The organism is Nocardioides soli, assembly GCF_014191495.1.
GTDB classification, from domain to species: Bacteria; Actinomycetota; Actinomycetes; order Propionibacteriales; family Nocardioidaceae; genus Nocardioides; species Nocardioides soli.
In genome coordinates this window covers 790428-812537 of sequence record NZ_JACHWR010000002.1, presented here as the reverse complement: position 1 = coordinate 812537, position 22110 = coordinate 790428, and the positions used below count along the sequence as shown (strand labels likewise).

Genomic DNA, 22110 nt, shown 5'->3' with positions numbered 1-22110 from the left:
GCTGTGACGCCCGACCCCATGACTCCTGCTTCAGTAGGAAGCGTGGTGTCTAGCGCAGTCTCATGGCTGCCTTGCCCAGGATCTTTCCGTCTGCTCGGACGGTGACGCGGTACTGGCCAGCGCGCGGTGCTGCCTTGACCTTGGCGACACCCTTCTTGTTGACCGTCGAGCGTCGATTGATGGTCTTGCCGCGATTTGAGCCAACCGGTTTGAACGTCACCTTGACCTTGTCCCCACGGTTCAGCCCAGTCGTCTTGACGGTGAGGGTCTTGCCACGTTTCAGGGCCTTGGGTAGCGGTTTGATGGCGGGTTGGAGCACGTTGGTGGCACGGCTACCGATCTCGTGGCCGGCATAGCTGACACGCACCACATACTTGCCGCGCTTCTTGGGGCTGCGCAGCACGAACGCGTTACCGCTGACCACCGCCGACTGCCGCACTACAGCACCGCCACCGGCTGGGGTCCAAGTGATCTCCAGTGCCGGCCCAGTACGAATGTCCAGGGTCGCGATTCGGTAGGTGCTGTTGGGAGCGACCCTGGGGGGCAGTGCATCGATGCGGGCATGCAGTGCAGGCCATCTGCCGGTGAGGTCGCGCACGAAGACCTGGCCCCAGGTCTTCGTGTTGACGCTGGTGAGGTCGCGTCCGTGGCTTTCGAACATGACGTGCTGGCCGTCGCCGCTGATGGCTGGACTGCGCGAGGACGTCGAGTTCTGAGTTCCATTTGCGGCCACGCTGACGCGGGTCGTCTGCCCGGTCACTCGGTCGTGCAGGAACACGTCTGCCTCGCCGTTGGTGTCGCCGGGCACCAGATTCGTTGCTTCAGACGTGAACGTCGCGTAACGGCCATCGTTGCTGATGGCCGGCATGGAACTGAACCCGTTGGCCTCAGTGCGTCCGCTCCCGAGGCTGACTCTCTCAACAGTGGACGTCTGCGTGTCATGCACGAAGATGTCCTGCTGGCCGTTGGTGTCACCTGGAACCAGGTTGTTGGTGGCACTCTCAAAGACCACGAAACGTCCATCCGGGGTCATGGCGTGGCGGACAACACCTTCCTGACCGGCGGGCACCATCACGGTGGTGCCAGCGGATCGGTTGCGCACGAACACGTCAGGATCACCGTTGGTGTCACCGGGAACCACCGATGCGTTGCCCGAGTAGAAGGACACCACGTCTCCGTCGGCACTGACGCTCACTGTCGACATGGACGAGACGTCAACGGCCACCCCCAGGTGGGAGAGACTCACGACCTCAGTGGTGCCACTCGCCCGGTCGTGCAGGTAGGCGTTGGCCATATTGCTGTCCCCTGGGGCCAGCCCTGCCACAGAGGTCGCGAACCCTACATAGCGGCCGTCGGCACTCAGACTCGGCGGACCCATCACATTGGTGCCGCTCCCAAGGGCCGTGACCTGGGCGCCTGCGCTGGTCACGCTGACCCTACTCGTCACCCCGGTACGCGCGTCGTGGACGAACACGTCATTGTGGCCGTTGGTGTCACCGGCCACCAGGTTCGAGGCATCAGAGACGAATGCGATGGTCTGGCCATCGGCGCTCATCGAGGGGTTGCTGCTCCGGCCATTGGCTTTGACTCCAGCGGTGCTCCTGGAGATCAGCTCCGTGGTGCCCAACTGCCGGTCACGACGCACGATCTGCCAGTCCAGCGGCCCTTGGCCGGGAACAACCGGACCACTTGACTCGTACACCGCGTACCGGCCATCGTCGCTGAGCAAGCGTCGCTCTGTACCACGGCTGCCGCCATTGCCACCGTTATCAGGCCCAAAACCGCCGGTCGACACACTGACTTGAACCGTCGTAGGTCCCGATGCCGCGTAGGCCGCACCGACGGGTACGGCCGCGAGCAAGGTTGCGGACAGCGCAGCGGCACCCACCAGCGCGGCCACCTGCGGGCCTTGGCCGCGAGCAGAATAGGAAATCTTGGAACGTCGGATACGACTCACGAAGCGTTCACCTTTCTGACGATGTCGGGAGGCAGGACTCTGCGGACCTGCGGAATGGACTATCGTTTCAGCACGCGCTCACAAACCGCTCACAACAGGAACCTCTGCGGTTGGACCAGGACCTCGTGATCGCTATTCCTGGTGCTACTCCCTGGACGAGCACGGTGGACCGACCACCGGCGCCCAGTGTCGAGGAGGCCGCATTCGATGCTCGATATGAAGGTGCTTGGCGTCCTCAAGGCATCACGAGCCGGCGTCCTGATCCATCCTGGTGGCCCCAAACAGCGGCTGGTCCTGGCTCACCTGGCAACGGCCCAGGGGGCAACGGTTGCGGTGGATGTCCTCGCCGCCGACTTGTGGAGCGAAGATCCGGACGATCCGGCACATGCTCTTCAGGCTCACGTGTCAAGACTGCGGTCTACCCTGGGAATCAGGATCGAACGGGTTTCTACCGGCTACCAGATCGATCCTGATCAGATCTCCTTGGACTCCGTTCGCTTCGAGCGCCTGCACGCCCACGGGCTGGAACTGCTCGTCGACAAGCGTGCTGACGAAGCAATCGAGGCTCTGTCGGAGGCACTGGCAATGTGGCATGGGCCGGTGTTCGGTGATTTGAACGAGGTTGCTGGGCTGCAACCACAGGTAGCCCGGCTGCAGCGGCTTCATAGCCAGGCGATGGGTGACTTGGTCGATGCGCATCTTGCCGCCGGACGCTTCGAACAGGTGATCCCGGAGCTTTACGCTCAGGTCGAATCCGATCCGCTTGTCGAACGAGCTTGGGTTCAGCTACTCCAATCCCTGAATCTGTCCGGGCAGCGCAGCGAGGCATTGGAGGCCTACCGCAGGGCACGTAAAGTGTTCGTCGACGAGCTTGGTCTCGAACCAGGTCCTGAACTGCAAGCCCAGCATCGTCGTGCGCTCGCAGCAGGAAAGGGCGAGCCATCAGCTCGGCGCACCGGGCCAGTAGCGGCGCAACATGTCGGTTTGGTGGGCCGCGGGCGCGAACTCGCGGAACTCAACACAGCGTGGCAGGCCGCACGCACGGGCCTCCAGATCGTCACCGTCAGCGGCGATCCGGGCATTGGTAAGACGCGCCTGGTGGCCGACTTCGTGACTGGCCTCGACGCCGCATGCATGCTCTGGACCCGCTGCGACGATGCTCTTGGTATCGCCTACCAACCCGTAATCGACTTGCTTCGCGCCGATCTGGCTCACCGCGACGCCGCGGACTTGGCTTCTCGGATCGGGTCTGGCGCATCCGCACTGCGAGCCCTTGTCCCCGATCTCATCGATCGACTGCCCGATGGAATGGCGGCTGAGTTCACCTCCACACCGGAAACGGAACGTCAGCGAATCTTGGACGCGTTCGTCATCTGGTTCACCACCGTTGCGGCTGATGGTCCCCTGTGTCTGGTCATCGATGACGTGCAGTGGGCCGACGCCGAGTCACCACACGTACTGAGGCACCTGCTCAGCGTCGCCGCGCAGACACCTGCGCTCGTGGTGATGACGTACCGCGATCGCGAACATGCCGATGAACCCACCACCGGCCAGTTCAATGAGTTCCTACGTCACTCCCCGACAGTCACACACCTTCCACTGACCGGTCTGGACAACTCGGCAGTTGCCACCCTGCTCGCCAATGAACTCAGCTCTGCCACCCGGAGATCAGTTGATTCGACTGAACTGATCGACCACATCACCGAGATCACGGCCGGGAATCCGCTCTACGTCTTGGAGTTGGCCCGGCAACTGGAACTCCTCGACGATGTATCGGTCGAGTCCTTTCCTCAGGAACTGCCAGCGGGCCTGCGCGCCGTCGTGGGAGCGCGTCTGCGGCAACTGCCGGATGCGACGCGAGAAGCCGTACAGGTCGCCGCCGTCCTAGGTCAGCGTTTCGATCCGTTGGTGCTGGGACGGACGGGCAACCTCGGTGAGGACATCACTGATGACTTCCTCACGGCAGCCAGCTATGCCCGACTCATTGAAGAGATGCCCGGCCCCGTACTGCGCTACCAGTTCACCCACGCGATCATCCGTTCCGCCGCCTATGAGGCGATCCCCAGGATCCAGCGAGCCCGCCTGCACCTGGCCGTGGCCACAGCCATGGAAGAGTCCGGGCCGATCCTCGACGCGGAACGCCTGCACGAACTGGCCCACCACCACGTCCAAGCGGCCGCGCTCGGCACTCCGCACCGGGCCATCGAAGCGTTGATCGCCGCCGGTGACGTATCGGCGGCCCAGCGTGCTCCATCGGCGGCACTTGGCCTGTACGAACGGGCCTGGCAGATGTTGCCCGTCGACGTATCCGCGGAGATGCGCTGCGACCTTCTGCTACGTCGTGGCACCGCGGCCTTCGAGGCCGGGCAGGCCTACCGAGAGCATTTGCTCATGGCTGCCCGGCTGGCGCAAGAGATGGGCGATGAGACCCGGTTGACCGCCGCGGCAGTGGCCAACAACCGCGGCTGGTATTCCAGTACCAGCGAAGTGGACTACGAACGGGTCATCCTCATTGAGGCGGCCCTCCAACTGTGCTCAGACACGAATACCACCTCACGTTCACGATTGCTGTCCTTGTGGGCCATGGAGAACGTGCGTGCCCCCCAACAACGAGAGTTGGCTCTGAGCCGCAGCAAGGAGTCGTTCGAGTTGGCCTGCACTGTCGATGACCCGGTTCTTCTGGGAGAGGCGATGTGCGACCGATACTCGGTGCTGTATGCCACTTTCGATGACCCGCACGGATGTGTCGAGATCGCCGGACGGCTCTACGAGTTCGCGCATTCACGGCTGGATCCTGAACTCCAACTCAACGCAGCCATTGCGCTGGCACAGGGCACCATGATGACCGGTGATTTTGCCACCGCAGACCGTGCTCTGGAGCGGTCCCGATTCCTAGCCGAAGAGCTGCGCCATCCCGCTCGAACCTGGCTGGTTCGCAGCTGGCAGGCCGCCCGAATCCTGATGCGCGGCGACCTGACCTTGGGCGAAGCGACAGCCCTGGAGGCTTTGGAGTTGGGGGTCAAGTGCGAACAACCTGACGCGATGGACTGGTTCGCCGGCCAGCTGTTCGGACTACATCACGTCTCGGGCCGACTCGCCGAACTGGTCGAATCAATTGAGGAACAAGCCGTCACCCACGCCGACGGGATTCCCGCCTGGCGGGCAGCATACGCCGTATCGCTGACCGCGGCTGGACGTCATCGTGACGCCGAGGACATCCTCGATGAATTCGTCGCGACCGACTTCGCGAAACTTCCGGTCGACATGCTTCGGCTACTCGGGCTCTGTTATCTCACAGAGGTGTCGTTGGAGGTTGAACGCGCCGATGCTGCCAAAGCCCTCTATGACCACCTGCTCCCCTACACCGGCTTCGCGGCCAACAACGCAACCATCGATGCTGGGCCGGTGGACCTCTACCTAGGCATGGCAGCATTCACGATCGGTGACATCACCGCTGCGCGCCACCACCTGAGCCAGGCCCGTGTCTTCTGCACGCGGACCACAGCACCGTTGTGGCAGGCACGAACCGAAGACTTGGAAAGACGCATCGCCAGCAGGAACTGAGCCGCGCTGATCGTCACCAAACGGTGAGGATCCCATGCGCGGAATACGATCCGGCGGCGCCGCGGTCTGCGAGTTGGATCGCGTTGACCAGGCAATGCACCTGAACAGGTCACGTCTGTGAACGAGCCACCGACCCCGCCAACAAGCGCGACAGGCACCACGGCCCGGCAACCGAAACGGCTGGGTGATCAGCTGCCCGCAACCTGCCGAACCCTCATCGAGGACAACGTGCTGAGTCCGGCCTCAACGCCGGGAGTAGCTCCAGGTCAGCCTGTGCACGTCCAATGGAGGTGCGGGGCGGAGGAGACCGCTACCTACGGGCCCAGGTCCGCGACCGTCGGAACGAAGGGCCGTCCGATGTGTGCCTGACTCACCATTCACACGCTGGTGTAGAGCAGGTCGCTGATGACAAGAGCGATCATCGCGCACGCCACGATGAAGGCCGCGCCGGACAGAGCGTTTGCTGCACCTGAGGTGACCCTTGGCGCATCTCTGGTGACGACCGGGATTCCAGCCTGATCCAGCGTGACGTGGATGTCGGGCTGCGCCGAGGCGGGGACCACTCGAAGCGCCAACACGTCCCATCCGGTACGACCTCGGAGGACCTTCACCAGCAGGAACGGGGTGCCACTCATGACGATGAAGATGACGCCCAGGATGTATCCCATGACGTCCGCGTAGCCGTCGAGCCGCGCGCCGCGCAGGAACGCGACCCCCATCGTGGTGAACAGGATCGGCCAGAAGAACATCGCCAAAGCCGGCCCCCATGCCTTGACGAAACCCGCGTTCACCAAGACCGCCACGATGATCACGGGGAGCGCGAGGGAGCCGAACACGACAGTGCTGTCGCTACATGCGGTCGCGATCTGGTAGGGCCCACCACGAGCGCAGAACCCACCAGAGGCCATCACGCTCAACCCCACGCGATACAGCAAGCTCAAGGCGGTCAGGAAGACCAACCAGGTCACCAGTGATACCGCGAACTCCACGATCAACTGCGTCCGTGCACCACGTCGCACTGGGGTCATTGCTCTCCTTCCAGCGGGGCATCGGTCCCGTTGTAGATGCCTCACCTCATGGCGGCCGACAGCTTGCAGCCCGCTGCTCGCCAGCGGCACCCCATCATGGGTCAGCGGGCAGCGATCCGCTTCGCTTTTCGACGTAGCGTTCACGCTCGGGAACCCGGACGTCCGCGCAATCACCTGGGCCGCGATCTTCTTCCACGACCCCCTGGTCGCCCGGCAGGTCGCCTTGGTCGCTCTTCTCACGTGGGCTTGCCGGTGCGCAGCCACTGGTAGCCGCTGGAGTAGCCAACGCCGTACCAGGTACCGCTCCTGGCCTTCAGGGACTTGGTGGGCCTTGCCAGGTTCCGTGCCCGGTTCGGTGACGCCACACAGATGACCACCGACCTGGTCCTGGACTGCCTCGAGCACGCGATCTGGACCCGTGGACGTGACGGTATCGAGGACCTGACCGGGCTGGTGCACCACACCGACGCGGGCAGCCAGTACACCTCGTTCGCGTTCACCAGCCGGCTCATCGACGCCGGCGTGGACCCGTCAGTGGGTTCGGTGGGCGACGCCTACGACAACGCGCTGGCCGAGTCCCAGATCGGGATCTACAAGACCGAGCTCATCCGTCCCGGAGGCCCCTGGCGCGACGTCGAGCACGTCGAGCTCGTCACCTTGTCGTGGGTCGCCTGGTTCAACACCGAGCGCACCCACGAAACGATCGACGACCTGACACCGATCCAGGCAGAAGAAGTTCACTACGCTGCACGAAACCGTCTCCGCCCAACCGGGTAGAGACACCAAACGAAGTGTCCGGAAACCCCGGGGCGGTTCACCACGCGTCGTAACCGGTCGTGATCGGGCACCCGTCTCGGTGCCGGTCGCGTCGACCGCGGTGGTCTGGGTGGGTAGGCCGGTGGTGCCTGAGCAGGTGATGGCTTGACCGTTGGCGAAGGTGGAGCCGGTCATGCCTGCGCTGGTCGTGCCTGCGCTGGTCGTCCGCTGCTTCTTGGGCCGGCCGGCGGCGTCGTAGGTGTTGTGGGTGGTGCGCCGGAGCGTCGTACTTGAAGTTCCCCGCTCCCTCGCGGTGCGCCAGGCTTCGTCGTACCCAACCTGAGTGTCGTGGATCGACCGAAGTGCGAGCAGATTCGTCAGGTGCTTGAGAAGGCGATCAGTCCACTCGAACTCGGAGATCTGGCGGCGGATCAGGTGAGGGCACACGCCCGCACCTGCGTGCAGCGCCCTCACGCGGCGCGCGTTGCCGCCGATCAGCGTGATTCGCCGAAACCGCGCCGTCGGGGGCCACGCGCACCCCCAGCCCGCCCCGCCCGGTGAACGACCAAGGCCCCCGGCCAGCGTTTCGGCTGACCAGAGGCCTTCTCGGTTTGTGGAGCTGAGGGGATTCGAACCCCTGACCTTCTCATTGCGAACGAGACGCGCTACCAACTGCGCCACAGCCCCAGTGCGTCGTACGACGCGGTGGGAAACGTTAGCACCCGGCCTGGGTGAGCACCGAATCGGCTCGGTACCGGGTTGCTCGGGGACCGACTAGGAGCCGACCGCGCGGTTGTCGTCGCCGTCGCGGCGGGAGCGGGCGGCCTTCTCGGCCTTCTCCGCCTCGTCGGCCTCGCGGGCGAGCTGGGCGTCCGCGTCGGTGCGGCCGGAGGTCCACACGCCGGTGGAGTCGAGGTCGATGGTGCGGACGGTACGGCGGGTCGCGGCCGGCTTGGTGACGTACGTCGGGAGCGTGACCGGGACCGGGTCCCACATCGCCGGGTCGACGATGGCGGAGATACCGGCGGAGGTGTCCTCCATCGGGTCGATGTCGTCGGCCGCCTCCTCAGCGGCCTCGACCGCCGGGTCGGTGACCTCGCGCTCGCGGGTCTCGGCGTCGTCCTCGGCCGGTGCGTCGGCGGGGGCGTCGGCGGGCATCCGGTCGACCGGCGTGCGGTCGCCGGGACGGCGCGCGGGCAGCAGTCGCTGCTCGCCCTTGACCATCAGCCGGCACAGCACCAGCCAGCCGACGAGCAGCGCGGCCGGGAGCGCGACGTACGGCCACGCGAGCACGCCGAACGCGGCGAGGCCGATGACGACGAGGTTGGTGAGCAGCACGACGCCGAGCACGTTGCGGCGCCGCTTGGTGGCCCGCCCGGCCGCGGCCCGGCGGGCCCGGACCTGGGCGGGAGTGAGCGAGGCGGCGAGGCGCTCGGCCTCGGCGGCCCGGGCCACCTGGCGCTCGGCCTTCGCGGCGCGACGCTCCGCTCGGCGCTCGGCGCGGGAGACCCCGGCCGGCTGCTCCTCGTCGACGGCCTGGCCGTCCGGCGTCACCAGCCGGGCGGTGCGCTTGTCGACGGGCTCGCGTCGGGCCAGCACGCGCATCGTGTGCGAGAACCGGTCGACGGTGCGGCTTCGGGCGTCCTCGTCGTGGTGCTTGAGCGCCTTGGGCACGAGGTAGACCGCCCACGCCACGGCGAGGGCGACGAAGATCAAAGCGCTCATGTCCACGAGACAGAGGTTATGAGTGCTACCTCACGAGGCCGCGGATGTCCACAGGTGTGTCGCAAAATCACTCGTGTGACTCGTGAGAATCGAGCCTCCGGAGCATCCCCTCGGGGCACTCCTCGACGGTGACGGCGTAGATGCGGTGATCGCGCCACGCGCCGTCGATGTGCAGGAAGAGCGGCGCGAAGCCGACCTCACGGATGCCGAGCTTCTCGACGACCCGCAGCGAGTTGGAGTTCTCGGGCCGGATGGCCACCTCGATCCGGTGCAGTCGGGCGACCGTGAAGCAGTGGTCGATCACCAGCGCCACGGCGCGCGGCATCACCCCGCGCCCGGCGTACCGCTGGTCGAGCCAGTAGCCCACCGAGGCGAACTGCGCCGAGCCGCGCACGATGTTGTTCACGGTGAGCTGTCCGGCGAACCGGCCGTCGACGTCGATCGCGAAGGGGTACGTCGTGCCCGCCCGCGCCTGCCGGTGCAACCGGCGCACCAGCGACCGGAACGTCGAGGGCCGGGCGTCCGCCCCCGGTGGCGCGGTCGCGTCCCAGGGCGTCAGCCACGCACCGTTGCGCCGGCGGGCGTCGCGCCAGGCGCGGGCGTCGGAGCCGATCAGCGGGCGGACGGTCACCTCGCGCGACTCCAGCCGAGCCGGCCACCCGGCGGTCAATGATCGCCTCCGGCAATCTGCTCCACGGCGTGCACGAGCATCGGGCGGAGCACCGCGAGCCCGTCCTTCACCCCACCCCGCGAGCCGGGCAGGTTCACCACCAGGCACCGGCCGACGACGCCGGCCAGCCCACGCGAGAGCACCGCCGACGGGACGCCGTTCGCGACGCCGTACGCCCGGATCGCCTCGGCGATCCCCGGAGCCTCGAAGTCCAACAGCACCCGGGTGACCTCCGGCGTGCGGTCGGTCGGGGTGAGCCCGGTGCCGCCAGTGGTGAGCACCACTCGCGCGCCGGCCCCGGCCGCGGCGGCGATCGCCGCGCCCACCGGCTCGCCGTCGGGTACGACGGCCGGGGCGTCGACCGCGAATCCCAGCTCGCGCAGGAAGTCCACGATCAGCGGCCCGGTGGCGTCCTCGTAGACACCGGCCGCGGCCCGGTTGGAGGCCACGACCACCGCGGCGGGCAGCGCCGACTCGTCCGGCCCGCTCATGGCCGCGACCAGTCCCCCGACTTGCCGCCGGTCTTGGTCTCGACGCGCACGTCGGTGATCACGGCGCCCTTGTCGACTGCCTTGACCATGTCGACGACGGTCAGCGCGGCCACGGACACCGCGGTCAGGGCCTCCATCTCGACGCCGGTGCGGTCGTTGGTGCGCACAGTCGCGACGATCTCGACGGCGTCGTCGGCGACGGAGAGGTCGACGGTCACCCCCGAGATCGACAGCGGGTGGCACAGCGGCACCAGCGACGGCGTCTGCTTGGCGCCCATGATGCCGGCGATCCGGGCGACCGCGAGCGCGTCGCCCTTCGGCACGCCGTCCCCGCGCAGCAGCGCGACGACCTCCGGCGACACCAGCACCCGGCCCGAGGCCGAGGCGGTGCGCGCGGTGACGGCCTTGCCCGACACGTCGACCATCCGGGCCGCGCCCGACTCGTCCACGTGCGTCAAGCGCGGTTCCGACATCAGAACTCCTCGTCGAGCCTCAGCACCTGCACCTGCGTGCCGGCGGCGACCGAGGTGACGTCCTCGGGCACCACGACCAGCGCGTTGGACGATGCCAGATCGCCGATCAGGTGGGAACCGTGTCCACCGACCGGCGTGGCGTACGCCGCGCCCGCGTCGACGCCGTACTCGGCCCGCACCAGCTGCCGGCGCCCGGCGGGCGAGCCGATCGCGTGGGTGAGGCGCGCGGGCACGGTCGGTCGCGCGTACGGCGTGCGACCCATCAGCTTGCGGATCGCCGGCAGCACGAACTGCTCGAAGGAGACGTACGACGACACCGGGTTGCCCGGCAGCGTGAAGATCGGGGTGCGGTCGTCTCCGACGTGGCCGAAGCCCTGCGGCTTGCCGGGCTGCATCCGGATCCCGCCGAACCACACGGTGCCCAGCGGGGTGAGCGCCTCCTTGACCACGTCGTAGTCGCCCTGCGAGACGCCGCCACTGGTGACGACGAGGTCGGCCCGCACGAGCTGGTCGTGCAGCGCGTCGAGGAAGGCATGCGGCTGGTCGGGGACGATCCCCACCCGGTAGGCGATCGCGCCCGTCCGCCGCGCGGCCGCGGCCAGCAGATAGGAGTTGCCGTCGTAGATCGAGTCCCGGCCCAGCGGCGTGCCGGGGTCGCGGAGCTCGGATCCGGTGGACAGCACGACCACCCTCGGACGCGGGCGGGAGCGCACGGTGGCCCGGCCGACGGCGGCCAGCAGGCCGAGGTGGCGCGGCCCCAGGACCGTGCCCTGGGAGACCAGCACGTCGCCGACGGCGACGTCGTCGCCCATCGGCCGGATGTGCTGCCCGAGCGTCGGCGCCGCGCTGATGCGCACCTGGGCGACGCCGCGGTCGGTCCACTCGTAGGGCACGACGCTGTCGGCGCCGGCGGGCACCGGCGCACCGGTCATGATCTTGGCGGCCGTGCCGGGCGGCAGCGCCAGCAGGCCACCCTGGCCCGCACCGATCTCGCCGACCACGGGCAGGTGCACGGGCGTCTCGTCGGTGGCCGCGACGACGTCCTCGCGGCGTACGGCGTAGCCGTCCATCGCGGAGTTGTCGAACGACGGCAGCGCCACCTCGGCGACGACGTCCTCGGCGATGGCCAGGCCCAGGGCGTCCATGAGCGGCTGCGGGAAGTCGGGCAGCGGCTCGATCGCCTCCAGGATGCGCGCGCGGTGCTCGTCGACGGTGAGCAGCTCGGGGTGCGCCCCCGCGGCCGGGTCAGGCATCCGAGCCGGTGGTCAGCACGGCGTCCGCCGGGACGCGCTGGGCGGCGCCGGCCTCGAGCTCGACGTCGCCGACGACCTGGACGCCGGGGCCGAAGGTCCAGTCCCCCGCCACCCGCAGCGACTGCGCCTTGCGCATCGAGGGCGCGCCCTCCGGGAAGCGCTTGTCGAACTCGCCGACGAGCCGGTAGTAGCTCGCGTCGAGGTCGACGAAGGGGACGTCGGGAACGGTCTGGTCGAGCACGAAGTCCTGGCCGATGTCGTAGACGTCGGAGCGCAGCACCAGCAGGTCGTTGGTGGTCTTGACCGGCACGAACCGGTCGCGCCCGACCTCGATCAGCGCCGCGCCCTCGAACACCTCGATCGCCGCACCCATGGCGGTCTCGATCTGGATCACCTCGGGCGTGGACTTGTCACTCGGGTCGACCGGCTTGACGTTGCGGATCAGCGGCAGGCCGAGGATGCCGCCGCGGCGGTCCAGCTCGTTCTGCATCGCGACCAGGTCGAACCAGAGGTTGTTGGTGGAGCAGAAGCGGTGCCGGTCGAGGTCGGCGAGCGCCTTGCGGTCCTCCGCCGGCGTCTGGGCGGTCTCGCGCAGCACCAGGCGGCCGTCGGACTTGCGGCGGGCGAAGTGGCCGCCCTTGCGGTCGGACGGCGTACGGCGGACCGCCTCGATCGCGAACGGCGCGCCGCTCGTGGCGAACCAGCCGGCGACCAGTGGGTCGGGCACCGCACCGAGGTTGTCGGAGTTGGAGACGAACACGTACCGGTAGCCCGCCTCGATCAGCAGGTCGAGCAGGCCGGTGCCACGCAGCGCGGTGTAGAGGTCGCCGTGGCCGGGCGGGCACCACTCGAGGTCGGGGTCCTTGGGCCAGCTGACCGGACTGAGGTCCTTGGCGAGCAGCTTGGGCTCCTTGTTCTGCAGGAACTCCAGCGGCAGGCCCTCGACCGGCAGGTCCTCGTAGCGCGCCAGCGCCGCCATCGTGTCGGCGGAGGTGCGGAAGCTGTTCATGAAGATCAGCGGCAGCGTCGCGTCGTAGTCGCGCCGCAGGTGCAGGATCTGCCGGGCGATGATGTCGAGGAAGGACAGCCCGCGCCGCACGCACAGCAGCGACTTGGCCCGGTCCATGCCCATCGAGGTGCCGAGGCCGCCGTTGAGCTTGATCACCGCCGTCGCCCGCACCGCGGCCGCGCCGTCCTCGTCGGACACCTCGACGTCGGCCAGCGCGTCGATGTCGACGGGGTCGATCGACGCCTCGGGGATCATCCCCGTCTCACCGTGCTCGAGGAGCCGGTAGTAGTGGGCGAAGGTCTCGATCGCGATCTCGTCGATGCCCGCGGCGGACATCTTCTCGCGTGCCCTCTGGAGGCCAGCAGAACCCATACTCACGATCGTAGGCTTCCCTGGTGAGGCACATGCAATCTCCGGCCAAGCTGGCCGTCCGGGACCGGCTGCTCACCGCCCGCGGCCGCCGCCCGCTGGTCGACGTGGTCGCCGACGCGCACGCCATCGCGGCGCACCTGCTCGGGGCACCGGAGGTACGCCGGGCGGCGACGGTCGCGGCGTACGTCTCGATCGACGGCGAGCCCGGCACCGGCCCGCTCCTCGACGGGCTGCGCGCCGCCGGCAAGCGGGTGGTGCTGCCGGTGCTGCTGCCCGACGGCGACCTCGACTGGGCGGCGTACGACGGTCCGGACTCGCTGCTCCCCGCGCGCTTCGGCCTGCTCGAGCCGGCCGGGCGGCGACTCGGACCCGAGTCGGTCGGCACCGCCGACGCGGTGCTCGTGCCGGGGCTGGCGGTCGCCGCGGACGGGCTCCGGCTCGGTCGCGGGGGCGGCTCCTACGACCGGGCGCTGGGCCGGGTCCCCGTCGGCACCTTCACCTGCGTGCTGCTCTACGACGAGGAGGTCGGGGTCGCCGTGCCGGCCGAGCCGCACGACCGCCGGGTGACCCACGCCGCGAGCCCGGCGGGAATCGTGCGGCTGCGCGGCTGACGCTGGAGGTCTCGGGTACTCTTGGCACTCGTCAGTGCCGAGTGCCAGCCCGGGGCCGTCCGAGAAGGAGAACCGTGCCGACCTATCAGTACGCCTGCACCGAGTGCGGCCATGCCTTCGAGCAGTTCCAGAGCTTCTCCGACGACGCGCTGACCACGTGCCCGGAGTGCCAGGGCAAGCTGCGCAAGCTCTTCAACGCCGTCGGCGTCGTCTTCAAGGGCTCGGGCTTCTACCGCACCGACAGCCGCTCCGGCGGGTCCGCCACCGACGGCGGCTCCTCGAAGTCCGACTCGTCGACGTCGGACTCCTCGAGCACGAAGACCGAGACCAAGAGCGAGTCGAAGCCAGCGGCGACCGCCGCCGCGGCGTCCTCCGACTGAGCCTCGATCCACCGATTTCCGCCTGCTGCGCGCCACCATTCGGGCGCGCTGGCTGCGTTACCGACGCTCAACGGACAACCAGTACGACGCTCGCGCCGGCGCCTGGCCAGCACACCCGCCTGGCGACGCTCGCGACGCCGCAAATCGGTGGATCGAGGCTGAGCCCGGGCCGGGCCCTGTGGAGAGCCGGAGCGCGAACCCGGCTCGTTCTCCTAGCGTCGCGGCATGTCCGTCCGTGACCGTCTCGCCGTCGTACGCCGAACTCTGCGCCGCACGCTGCTCGCGCGCCGGCGACTGCTCGCCGCGCTGCTGACGGCGGTCGCCGTCGCCGCCGGCCTGCATGCCACCGCGGCCGGGCCGCCCCCGCGGGTGACGGTGACCGTGGCCGCCCGCGACCTGCCGTCCGGCACGGTGCTGAGCGCCGGGGACGTGCGCCGCGCGGAGTTCGCGCCCGACTCGGCACCCGAGGGGCTCGCCGCCGAGCCCGTCGGTGGCACGCTGGCGGCGCCGCTGCGGGCGGGCGAGCCGGTGACCGACGTACGCCTGGTCGGCCCGGCCCTCACCGATGGCTACCCCGGTCTGGTCGCCGTACCGGTGCGGCTCCCGGACGCCGGGACCGCCGCGCTGCTGCGGGTCGGCGACCGGATCGACCTGGTCTCCGCCGACCCGGAGGGCGGGCCGGCGGCCGTGGTCGCCGAGTCGGTGCCGGTGCTGGCCCTGCCCGGCACCCCCGACGAGGCCGGTGCCACCAGCCTGACCGGCCGGCTCGTCGTGGTCGGCACCGCGCCCGGCGACGTCGCCCGCATCGCGGACGCGTCGGTGCGGACCTTCCTCACCATCGCCTTCGCCCATTAGCGTCGGGCCATGACCGGATTCAAGAACTTCATCCTGCGGGGCAACCTGGTCGAGCTCGCGGTCGCGTTCATCATGGCCGCCGCCTTCGCCGCGGTAGTCAAGGCGACTGTCGAGCTGATCATGGACCTGATCGGCAAGATCGGCGGGACGCCGAACTTCTCGTCCTACAACTGGAACGGCATCGGGATCGGCGACTGGCTCACCGCCGTGGTGGCCTTCGTGATCATGGCCGCGATCGTCTACTTCGCGATCGTGCTGCCCTACACGAAGGCCAAGGAGAAGTACTTCCCGAGCGAGGAGCCCGGGACGCCCGAGGACGTCCAGCTCCTGGAGGAGATCCGCGACCTGCTCGCCGCACAGCAGGGCCGCCCGACGCCGGGGGCCTGAGCCGCCTACTGACCGCCCTTCGAGACGGTTGCTAGCGCAACCTCCTCAGGAACCACCCTTCGAGACGGTTGCTAGCGCAACCTCCTCAGGAACCGTGGTGCGGGGGCACCTGCTCCCGCAGCCACCGGTCCCCGGCCGGCTCCCGGTCGGGCCGGGCCGGGTCGCGCTCGTCGTTCGTGGTCTCGGGCAGCACGTCGCCGAAGATCTCGGCGCGCCGCCGGCGGCGCCGCCACTCGGCGTCCCGCTCGGTGTCCGGCTGGGTGTCCGGCTCCGTCGGCTGCTGCTCGCTCACCCGCGTCGCCTCACACGCACAGGCCGGCGTTGGCGAGCGCCTGCCGGCTGGCCTCGTCCTCGGGCGTCGACGACGGACTGCCGGTCGACGGCGAGTCCGAGGGGCTGCTCGGGGTGTCCGAGGGCGAGCTCGACGGCGAGTCCGACGGGCTGCTCGACGGGGAGTCGGAGGGCGACGGCGTCTTGCCGCCGGGCACGCTGCCGGCGCTGATCACGCCGTCGGAGAGGCGCTTGGTCAGCGGCTCGTCCTTGCGGATCTTCTTCCAGACCTGGTCGGCCTCGGGCTGCTTCCACGCGAGCCGGTTGGGGTCGCTGGGCGCGGTGATGATCGGGATGGTGATGAACTGGATGTTGTCCAGGCCGATCCCCTTGAACTGGTTGCCCAGCTCGGCGATCTTGATGACGTTCTCGAGGCCGGGGTCGACGGTGAGCGACTTGGTCGCGGAGTCCAGGAAGCGCACCAGCCGGTCGGGGCGGGCCAGCGTGCCGGCGGTGACCACCTGGTGGGCCATCGAGGCGATGAACGCCTGCTGCCGCTTCATCCGGCCGATGTCGGAGCCGTCGCCCACGACGTACCGCTCCCGCACGTAGTTGAGCGCCTCGTTGCCGTGCAGCTTGCGGGTGCCGGCGGGGATGTGGATGCCGTGCGCCGGGTCGTCGATGTCCTCGGGGATGCACATCTCGACTCCGCCGATCGCGTCGACCATGCCCCGGAAGCCCTCGAAGTCGACCTTCACGAAGTGGTCGAGACGGATGCCGGTGATCTGCTCGAACTGCTGGATCGTGCAGGCGGGGCCGCCGAGCGCGAAGGCCTCGTTCCACATCGCGCTGCTGCTGCCGGGGATCGAGTCGCCGTTCTCCCTCGTGCACTCCGGCCGCTGCACGAGCAGGTCGCGCGGGATGCTGATGCCGTAGGCGCGCTCGCGGTCGGCCGAGAGGTGGAAGAGGATCGTGGTGTCCGACCGCTCGCCGCCGCCGGTGAGGCCGTCGATGTTGTTGCCCGCGCCGTCCCGGGTGTCGGAGCCCATCACCAGCACGTTCAGGGGCTCGCGAGGGCCCTCGACGTCGACCTTGTCGGGGCGGTCGGAGAGCTGCGCACTGGGGTCGAGGACCTCCAGGTTGCCGTTGAGGTGGCGGTAGAGATAGACCACCCCGAGGCCGGTCGCGAGGCCGAGCACGACCACGGTGGCGAGGACGACCTTGCCGACCGTGTGCCGCCGCTTGACCTTGCCCCGTCGCTTCGGACCGGAGGGGGTGGCCGGGGTGGCAGCGCCGGACTCGGACGGGGTACCGTCGAGCTCAGCGTCGGACATCTATCAGCCTTCGGTCGGGGACTCGGAGCCGCTCGGCGGCCTCGATGAGCCTAGACGGCGATCCTTAATTGTCCCTGTGACGCCGGTCGTCGGCCAAACCGGCGGTCGATCCGACCCGGGTGGGCGGTGTCGTGCGGCCCCGAGCCACGCGACTACGATGCCCGGGCACGCCCCAGTAGCTCAGTGGATAGAGCAGCCGCCTCCTAAGCGAAAGGTCGTAGGTTCGACTCCTACCTGGGGCACGACCACCAACGCGCAGGTCAGCGCGCCGAATCGACTCCTGACCTGCGCGTTTGTCATTGCTCCGGTCCTGTCGGTCGATATCGAACCGTGACAGCCTGGGTCGGGCTGACCTCTGCGAATCGTTGCGTAGAGCTCCCGGTGCCGCAACCCGACCTAGGAGCGGACCTCGTCGGGCAGGTCTCGGACTCCGGGGAGTCCGGTCGGCAACATCGTTCCTGTTTCGACCGCGACACCGTGACCGGCTCAGTGGCGGTCGGACCTCGATCGCAGCAGCGCTGCGGCTTCCTTGGCCACCAGGGCCTGCGCAGGGTCCCCGTTGATGCTCGCGTTGACGATGGCGCCCTCAGCGAGCAGGCAGAGCGCTGGCGCGACTGCGGTGGGGTAACCGCTCTCGACGGCGGCCCTGGTGACGAACGCGTGGAAGGCGCGTTTGTGCGCTTGTACGGATTCCACGACGGCGGCGTCCGTGCCACCGAGCTCGCCGAAGGTGTTGATCCAGGCGCATCCGTGAAACCCGGGCGCTTGGAACCAGTCGTGGAGCCAGTCGAAGATCGCGGAGACCCGTTCCGCGTCAGGCGCTCGGTCGACGAAGGTCTCGAGGTCTTCTCGCCAACGGGTGTCTCGTCGTTCAAGTACAGCGAGGAGCAGGTCGCTCTTGGTGCGGAACAGCTGGTAGATCCGTTTCAGCGAGATCCCGCTTCCGGCGCGAATCTCGTCCATGCCGACCGCCTGGACACCGCGTGCGTAGAAGAGCGCTTCCGCGGCTGCTAGCAGCCGCGACACCTGCGCGTCCCGCGCTGGCGGTGCAACTTCGGCCATGACGTCAAACCTTCGGGGTTGCGGGAAGAACGATCGTTCTCTAGCCTAGCTGGCACGTAGAGAACGATCGTTCTCCACCTTGAGGAGGAGCCATGAGCGGACGACCACCGTTCCCACCGTTCGACCTGGAGACAGCACGAGAGAAGGTTCAGGCGGGCGAGGACGGCTGGAACACACGTGATCCGGAGCGGGTCGCTCTTGCCTACACCGAAGACTCGGTGTGGCGTAACCGGGACGCCTTTGTCACTGGCCGGGCGGAGATCCTCGAGTTCTTGACCTCCAAGTGGCAGCGGGAGCTCGACTACGCGCTCCGCAAGAACCTGTGGGGTTTCCATGAGAATCGAATCGCCGTCCGCTTCCAGTACGAGTCGCACGATCCGGCGGGCCAGTGGTGGCGCAGCTACGGCAACGAGCTGTGGGAGTTCGACCAGCACGGTCTGATGAGCCGGCGCGAGGCGAGCATCAACGACATTCGCATCGAGGACGGCGACCGCCGAATCTTCGGTCCCCGATCGAAGTCCGAGTACGGCGTCGAGTTCCCGCTCCACTGACCACCAGATCGTTCCTCACCGCGGCACCTCCTTCCGCCGCCGACCGTCACCACCAGCACCGCTGAAGGCGCGAGCCTGACCTGAAGCACCCCGACTCCCCCGGAACGCCGCTGACCCGCCACGTCAGCGGCGTTTGCCGTCCTCACGGATCGTCAACGCCACCAAGCGGGCCCGGAAATGCGAGACACCCGGCCCAGATCTCTCTGGATCGGGTCTCTGTGAACCACAGCGGGTTTCCTCTGTGAGACCACCGTTGTGCGCGAGGCGGAGTTCAACCAGTGGAGTTCGCCATGAGATGCCCAAACTCCACGACCGGCGACCATCGGAACGACGTCGGCGTCCGCCCCAGGCTCGGGGCGGACGCCGACATCGATGTGGTGCTGCTCAGGCGCCGTAGAGGCTCGTGAAGTTGTCCCGGAGCATGAGGTTGCCCAACTCACCGTCACCGGCGGCTTCGGCCAGCCGGTAGACCTCGCCGGTGTAGTCGCCCCAGGGCTCGTCGCTGGCGAAGAGCACGCGATCGTGCCCGATGCCCCGCTTCTCGATCTCGGAGGCGAGCCAGCGCGGCGCGAAGCCGATCGCCCAGCTGGTGTCGGTGTAGACCTTCTTGCCCTGCTCGATCCAGGTGAAGAACCGCTCGCTGATGAGCTTGATGTGGCCGCTCATCCCGCCACCGAAGTGGACCAGGTGCATCTTGGTCTCGTCGCCGTAGCGCTCGACCAGCTTGCCGATCTGGTCGATGTCGGAGGCCGCACCCGGGGAGGTGTGGATGTGGACGACGAGGTCGTTGTCCCGGGCCGTGTTGAAGATGGTCTCGAGCTGCGGCTGGCAGGCCTCGTCGTCGACCGCGCCGCCGAGCAGGAAGCTGGTCTTGAGGGCGACCACGCCCGGCTCACCGACCAGCTTGAGCGCCTCGGCGTTCAGCTCGGCGTCCTGGGCCCGGGGCGAGACCCACAGGCCGCACTTGATCCGGTCGTCGGTCGCCGCCGCCTCGACCACCAGGGGGTTGAACCCGAAGGAGACCCCGGCGTCCGGCACCCCGTAGTTGGGCAGCACGAGCGTGCGCTCGGCTCCCTCGCGGTCGAGGTCGGCGATCAGCTCGGCGACCGTGCCCCGGGCGCTGATGTCCGGGTTCGCGGGCGGTCCGCCGTAGAAGGGGAACGCCGGCATCACCCCGATGTGGCGGTGCGCGTCGTTCGTCAGGTGCGTGGCCATGGCGACGTCAGACCGTCCAGGTGGCCAGCACGAGGGCGCGGTCCCGCCAGGCCTGGATGTTGGCATCCAGTACGTCGAGCGGGTTGAACGCCTTGACGCCGGGGATCAGGTCGTCCTCGCGCATCCCGTAGAGCGCACCCATCGCGAACCGGCAGGCGTAGACCGTCGCACCCTCGTCGATCAGGGTCTTGATCTGCTTGTTGTAGCCGAGGTTGCCCGGGAACCCCTCCGCGCCGACGGCCGGGTAGCCGCGAGCCGCGGAGGCCATCAGCACGGCGGGGCCGTAGAGGACGAAGGTGAGCTCGAAGCCCTTGCGCTGCAGGCGGGTCGCGGTCAGCATGTTGACCAGGCCGACCGAGCCCTCGAACGGCACGGTGTGCATGAAGACGTAGGCCTTATCGCCCTCGTTCGCCTTGTGGTCGGGGAAGATCTTCTCCTCGACGTTGAAGAGGATGTCGCCTTCCTTCGGCGGGTCGATCGTCACGGTCTTGGGCACGGTAGCGCTCCTTGCTCGGGTCGGTTGGTTGGCTGTGGTGCGACTCAGTCGATCTGCTCCGGATCGACGTACTGGGGTGCGGGCCAGCCCATCCGGTGGCTGCCCGGGATCTGCTGCATGACGACGCGGCGCAGGCTCCAGGGGAGGAAGCGGTAGACCGGCGCGAAGACCTGCAGCCACCACCGCTCGGCGAGTCCGCGCGGCCGCGCGGGCGCGTTCGCGTGGTGCTGCTCGGCCATCCGGCGCTGGGCGTCGCGGAGCAGAGAGCTCTCGGCGTTGTGACGCAGCCAGTGCGTGAAGCTCACGGCCCCGCCTCTCAGAGCTTCGCGACGGCGGCCTGGGCGGCCATCGCGATCGGCTCGTTGAGGGCGCCGATGGCGGGCGAGTAGACGTTCTCCATCGTGGCCAGGGTGTCGATGGGGACACCGGTACGGGCGACGATGCCCAGGAAGTCGGCACGCTCCTTGATCCCCTCGCCGCCGACCATCTGTGCGCCGATCAGGCGCCGGCTGCGGGGGTCGACGAGGAGCTTGACGGTGATCGGCTTGACGCCGGGGTAGTAGCGCGCCCGGGTGATGCCGTTGGCCACGCCGGTGACGAAGGGCAGGCCGAGCGCGGTGGCCAGCGTCTCACCGAACGAGACCCCGCCGATCATCCACTGTCCGGCGAGCATGCCCCAGGGCACGTAGACGGGGTTGTGGGTACGCCGGCCGCCGGCCGCGTTGATGCCGGCGGTCTTGCCCTGGGCGTAGGCATGGCTGCCCGAGAGCCCCTGCAGCGGGACATTGGACACCCCGTGGGGGATCTCCGCGCAGTCGCCCGCGGCGTACACGTGCGGGTCCGAGGTGCGCATCTGCGGGTCGACCGCGATCCCTCCGGTGCTCCCGAGCTTGATCCCGGCCGCCCGGGCCAGACCGGCGTTCGCGACCTTGTGGCTTCCGATCACGGCCAGCTGACAGGGCACGTCACCGAACGAGGTGGTCGCGTGGGTCAGCTTGCCGCCCTTGCCGACGAAGCCCGTCACCTTCTCGTTGAACCGCAGGTCGACACCGTCGGCCTCCCAGTCGGCCCGCACCGGCTCGACGATGTCGGGGTCGATGACGTCGGCCATCGGCCACGGACCCGGGTCGACCAGCGTCACCTCGATGCCCCGGTGGCGCAGCGCCGAGACCATCTCCATCGCGATCGGACCGGACTCCACCACGACCGCCTGACGCACGGTGTCGAGGTACTTGTCCCACTCCATCGCGGCCCGGATGTTCTTGACGTGGTAGATGCCCTCGAGGTCGGTGCCCGGCACGTCGGGCGTGGCGTAGTCCCAGCCGGTGGCAAGGACCAGCCGGTCGTAGGTGACCCACCCCTCGCCCTTGACCTGGATGGACTTCGACTTCAGGTCGATGCTCTCGACCGTCGTCTCGTAGTGGACGTCGATGCCCTGCTGGACGTACTGCTCCTTCGTGGCCAGGAAGAGCCGCTCGAAGGAGTCGATCTCCTTGCCGTGCACGAAGGGGATGCCGCACGGGCTGTAGGCGACGTCCTCGAACTCGGTGTAGACCACCGTCTCCACCGACGGATCCTGGCCCTTGGCCGCACCAGCGACGCCCAGTCCTGCCGCCCCGCCACCGATCACGACGATCTTCACGAGTGTGCC

General features: G+C 68.5%; 21 protein-coding genes, 2 tRNA genes and 1 pseudogene. 8 read left to right on the top strand and 16 right to left on the bottom strand.

Annotated features, from left to right (window positions below; all coding sequences use genetic code 11):
- Positions 1–49 precede the first annotated feature (49 nt).
- The gene (locus FHU40_RS14385; protein WP_183592980.1) at positions 50–1900 is read right to left on the bottom strand and encodes a TolB family protein; all 1851 of its coding nucleotides are present in this window, start codon (positions 1898–1900) and stop codon (positions 50–52) included.
- Between the two features lie 264 nt (positions 1901–2164).
- On the opposite strand from FHU40_RS14385, the gene FHU40_RS14380 reads away from it, so the two are divergent.
- Positions 2165–5521, top strand: a complete 3357-nt coding sequence (locus FHU40_RS14380; protein WP_183592979.1) for an ATP-binding protein — start codon at positions 2165–2167, stop codon at positions 5519–5521.
- 377 nt (positions 5522–5898) lie between these two features.
- Here the strand turns inward: FHU40_RS14380 and FHU40_RS14375 are convergent, their stop codons facing one another.
- A complete protein-coding gene (locus FHU40_RS14375; protein WP_183592978.1) occupies positions 5899–6510 on the bottom strand; it encodes a hypothetical protein in 612 nt (203 codons plus the stop codon).
- A gap of 399 nt (positions 6511–6909) precedes the next feature.
- Between FHU40_RS14375 and FHU40_RS14370 the strand changes: the two are divergent.
- Positions 6910–7326: pseudogene (locus FHU40_RS14370) on the top strand (integrase core domain-containing protein); the annotation flags it as partial.
- Between the two features lie 593 nt (positions 7327–7919).
- Here FHU40_RS14370 and FHU40_RS14365 read toward each other — a convergent pair.
- From FHU40_RS14365 to FHU40_RS14335, 7 genes are all read right to left on the bottom strand, one after another.
- Positions 7920–7992, bottom strand: a tRNA-Ala gene (locus tag FHU40_RS14365).
- Positions 7993–8079: 87 nt separating this feature from the next.
- On the bottom strand, positions 8080–9030 hold the full coding sequence (sepX, locus tag FHU40_RS14360) for a divisome protein SepX/GlpR (protein ID WP_183592976.1): 951 nt from the start codon (positions 9028–9030) through the stop codon (positions 8080–8082).
- A gap of 67 nt (positions 9031–9097) precedes the next feature.
- Positions 9098–9661 carry a GNAT family N-acetyltransferase gene (locus FHU40_RS14355; RefSeq protein ID WP_343057868.1) on the bottom strand — a complete coding sequence of 188 codons (564 nt, stop codon included), beginning with the start codon at positions 9659–9661 and terminating at the stop codon, positions 9098–9100.
- Positions 9662–9696: 35 nt separating this feature from the next.
- Complete coding sequence (locus FHU40_RS14350; RefSeq protein ID WP_183592974.1) at positions 9697–10191, bottom strand: MogA/MoaB family molybdenum cofactor biosynthesis protein; 495 nt, start codon at positions 10189–10191, stop codon at positions 9697–9699.
- Complete coding sequence (moaC, locus tag FHU40_RS14345; protein ID WP_183592973.1) at positions 10188–10664, bottom strand: cyclic pyranopterin monophosphate synthase MoaC; 477 nt, start codon at positions 10662–10664, stop codon at positions 10188–10190. The genes FHU40_RS14350 and moaC overlap by 4 nt, the downstream gene beginning before the upstream one ends.
- Entirely contained in the window at positions 10664–11917 is a 1254-nt protein-coding gene (glp, locus tag FHU40_RS14340) for a molybdotransferase-like divisome protein Glp (protein ID WP_183592972.1), read from the bottom strand. The genes moaC and glp overlap by 1 nt, the downstream gene beginning before the upstream one ends.
- A complete protein-coding gene (locus FHU40_RS14335) occupies positions 11910–13298 on the bottom strand; it encodes a UTP--glucose-1-phosphate uridylyltransferase (protein ID WP_183592971.1) in 1389 nt (462 codons plus the stop codon). Before FHU40_RS14335 ends, glp begins: the two co-directional genes overlap by 8 nt.
- 32 nt (positions 13299–13330) lie before the next feature.
- On the opposite strand from FHU40_RS14335, the gene FHU40_RS14330 reads away from it, so the two are divergent.
- From FHU40_RS14330 to FHU40_RS14315, 4 genes are all read left to right on the top strand, one after another.
- Positions 13331–13909 (top strand): 5-formyltetrahydrofolate cyclo-ligase, encoded by a 579-nt coding sequence (locus tag FHU40_RS14330; RefSeq protein WP_183593814.1) that lies wholly within the window; start codon positions 13331–13333, stop codon positions 13907–13909.
- 74 nt (positions 13910–13983) lie between these two features.
- Positions 13984–14289 (top strand): FmdB family zinc ribbon protein, encoded by a 306-nt coding sequence (locus tag FHU40_RS14325; protein ID WP_183592970.1) that lies wholly within the window; start codon positions 13984–13986, stop codon positions 14287–14289.
- Positions 14290–14514: 225 nt separating this feature from the next.
- Positions 14515–15144, top strand: a complete 630-nt coding sequence (locus FHU40_RS14320; RefSeq protein ID WP_183592969.1) for an SAF domain-containing protein — start codon at positions 14515–14517, stop codon at positions 15142–15144.
- Positions 15145–15153: 9 nt separating this feature from the next.
- Positions 15154–15531 (top strand): MscL family protein, encoded by a 378-nt coding sequence (locus FHU40_RS14315; protein ID WP_183592968.1) that lies wholly within the window; start codon positions 15154–15156, stop codon positions 15529–15531.
- An 85-nt stretch (positions 15532–15616) separates the two neighbouring features.
- Here the strand turns inward: FHU40_RS14315 and FHU40_RS14310 are convergent, their stop codons facing one another.
- Together FHU40_RS14310 and FHU40_RS14305 are read right to left on the bottom strand one after the other, a co-directional pair.
- Positions 15617–15823 carry a hypothetical protein gene (locus tag FHU40_RS14310; RefSeq protein ID WP_183593909.1) on the bottom strand — a complete coding sequence of 69 codons (207 nt, stop codon included), beginning with the start codon at positions 15821–15823 and terminating at the stop codon, positions 15617–15619.
- 10 nt (positions 15824–15833) lie between these two features.
- Positions 15834–17135, bottom strand: coding sequence for an LCP family protein (locus FHU40_RS14305; RefSeq protein WP_183592967.1), 1302 nt, complete (start codon positions 17133–17135; stop codon positions 15834–15836).
- A 169-nt stretch (positions 17136–17304) separates the two neighbouring features.
- On the opposite strand from FHU40_RS14305, the gene FHU40_RS14300 reads away from it, so the two are divergent.
- A tRNA-Arg gene (locus FHU40_RS14300) sits at positions 17305–17377 on the top strand.
- Between the two features lie 244 nt (positions 17378–17621).
- Here FHU40_RS14300 and FHU40_RS14295 read toward each other — a convergent pair.
- The gene (locus tag FHU40_RS14295; RefSeq protein ID WP_183592966.1) at positions 17622–18197 is read right to left on the bottom strand and encodes a TetR/AcrR family transcriptional regulator; all 576 of its coding nucleotides are present in this window, start codon (positions 18195–18197) and stop codon (positions 17622–17624) included.
- Between the two features lie 92 nt (positions 18198–18289).
- On the opposite strand from FHU40_RS14295, the gene FHU40_RS14290 reads away from it, so the two are divergent.
- The gene (locus FHU40_RS14290; RefSeq protein WP_183592965.1) at positions 18290–18748 is read left to right on the top strand and encodes a nuclear transport factor 2 family protein; all 459 of its coding nucleotides are present in this window, start codon (positions 18290–18292) and stop codon (positions 18746–18748) included.
- 384 nt (positions 18749–19132) lie between these two features.
- Here FHU40_RS14290 and FHU40_RS14285 read toward each other — a convergent pair whose 3' ends face one another.
- Genes FHU40_RS14285 through FHU40_RS29540 form a run of 4 tightly spaced genes read right to left on the bottom strand, consistent with a single transcriptional unit; the run spans position 19133 to position 22101 of the window.
- A complete protein-coding gene (locus tag FHU40_RS14285; RefSeq protein ID WP_183592964.1) occupies positions 19133–19963 on the bottom strand; it encodes an amidohydrolase family protein in 831 nt (276 codons plus the stop codon).
- Positions 19964–19970: 7 nt separating this feature from the next.
- Positions 19971–20459 carry an MSMEG_0572/Sll0783 family nitrogen starvation response protein gene (locus FHU40_RS14280; RefSeq protein WP_183592963.1) on the bottom strand — a complete coding sequence of 163 codons (489 nt, stop codon included), beginning with the start codon at positions 20457–20459 and terminating at the stop codon, positions 19971–19973.
- 44 nt (positions 20460–20503) lie between these two features.
- Positions 20504–20764 carry a hypothetical protein gene (locus tag FHU40_RS14275; RefSeq protein WP_183592962.1) on the bottom strand — a complete coding sequence of 87 codons (261 nt, stop codon included), beginning with the start codon at positions 20762–20764 and terminating at the stop codon, positions 20504–20506.
- An 11-nt stretch (positions 20765–20775) separates the two neighbouring features.
- On the bottom strand, positions 20776–22101 hold the full coding sequence (locus FHU40_RS29540; protein ID WP_183592961.1) for an FAD-dependent oxidoreductase: 1326 nt from the start codon (positions 22099–22101) through the stop codon (positions 20776–20778).
- Positions 22102–22110: the final 9 nt, after the last annotated feature.

Coding starts and splice junctions, on each gene's coding strand:
- FHU40_RS14295 (WP_183592966.1), bottom strand. CDS start 18,197: ATGGCCGAAGTTGCACCGCCAGCGCGGGACGCGCAGGTGTCGCGGCTG.
- FHU40_RS14285 (WP_183592964.1), bottom strand. CDS start 19,963: ATGGCCACGCACCTGACGAACGACGCGCACCGCCACATCGGGGTGATG.
- glp (WP_183592972.1), bottom strand. CDS start 11,917: ATGCCTGACCCGGCCGCGGGGGCGCACCCCGAGCTGCTCACCGTCGAC.
- FHU40_RS14290 (WP_183592965.1), top strand. CDS start 18,290: ATGAGCGGACGACCACCGTTCCCACCGTTCGACCTGGAGACAGCACGA.
- FHU40_RS14335 (WP_183592971.1), bottom strand. CDS start 13,298: ATGGGTTCTGCTGGCCTCCAGAGGGCACGCGAGAAGATGTCCGCCGCG.
- sepX (WP_183592976.1), bottom strand. CDS start 9,030: ATGAGCGCTTTGATCTTCGTCGCCCTCGCCGTGGCGTGGGCGGTCTAC.
- FHU40_RS14330 (WP_183593814.1), top strand. CDS start 13,331: ATGCAATCTCCGGCCAAGCTGGCCGTCCGGGACCGGCTGCTCACCGCC.
- FHU40_RS14305 (WP_183592967.1), bottom strand. CDS start 17,135: ATGTCCGACGCTGAGCTCGACGGTACCCCGTCCGAGTCCGGCGCTGCC.
- FHU40_RS14320 (WP_183592969.1), top strand. CDS start 14,515: ATGTCCGTCCGTGACCGTCTCGCCGTCGTACGCCGAACTCTGCGCCGC.
- FHU40_RS14380 (WP_183592979.1), top strand. CDS start 2,165: ATGCTCGATATGAAGGTGCTTGGCGTCCTCAAGGCATCACGAGCCGGC.
- moaC (WP_183592973.1), bottom strand. CDS start 10,664: ATGTCGGAACCGCGCTTGACGCACGTGGACGAGTCGGGCGCGGCCCGG.
- FHU40_RS14350 (WP_183592974.1), bottom strand. CDS start 10,191: ATGAGCGGGCCGGACGAGTCGGCGCTGCCCGCCGCGGTGGTCGTGGCC.
- FHU40_RS14315 (WP_183592968.1), top strand. CDS start 15,154: ATGACCGGATTCAAGAACTTCATCCTGCGGGGCAACCTGGTCGAGCTC.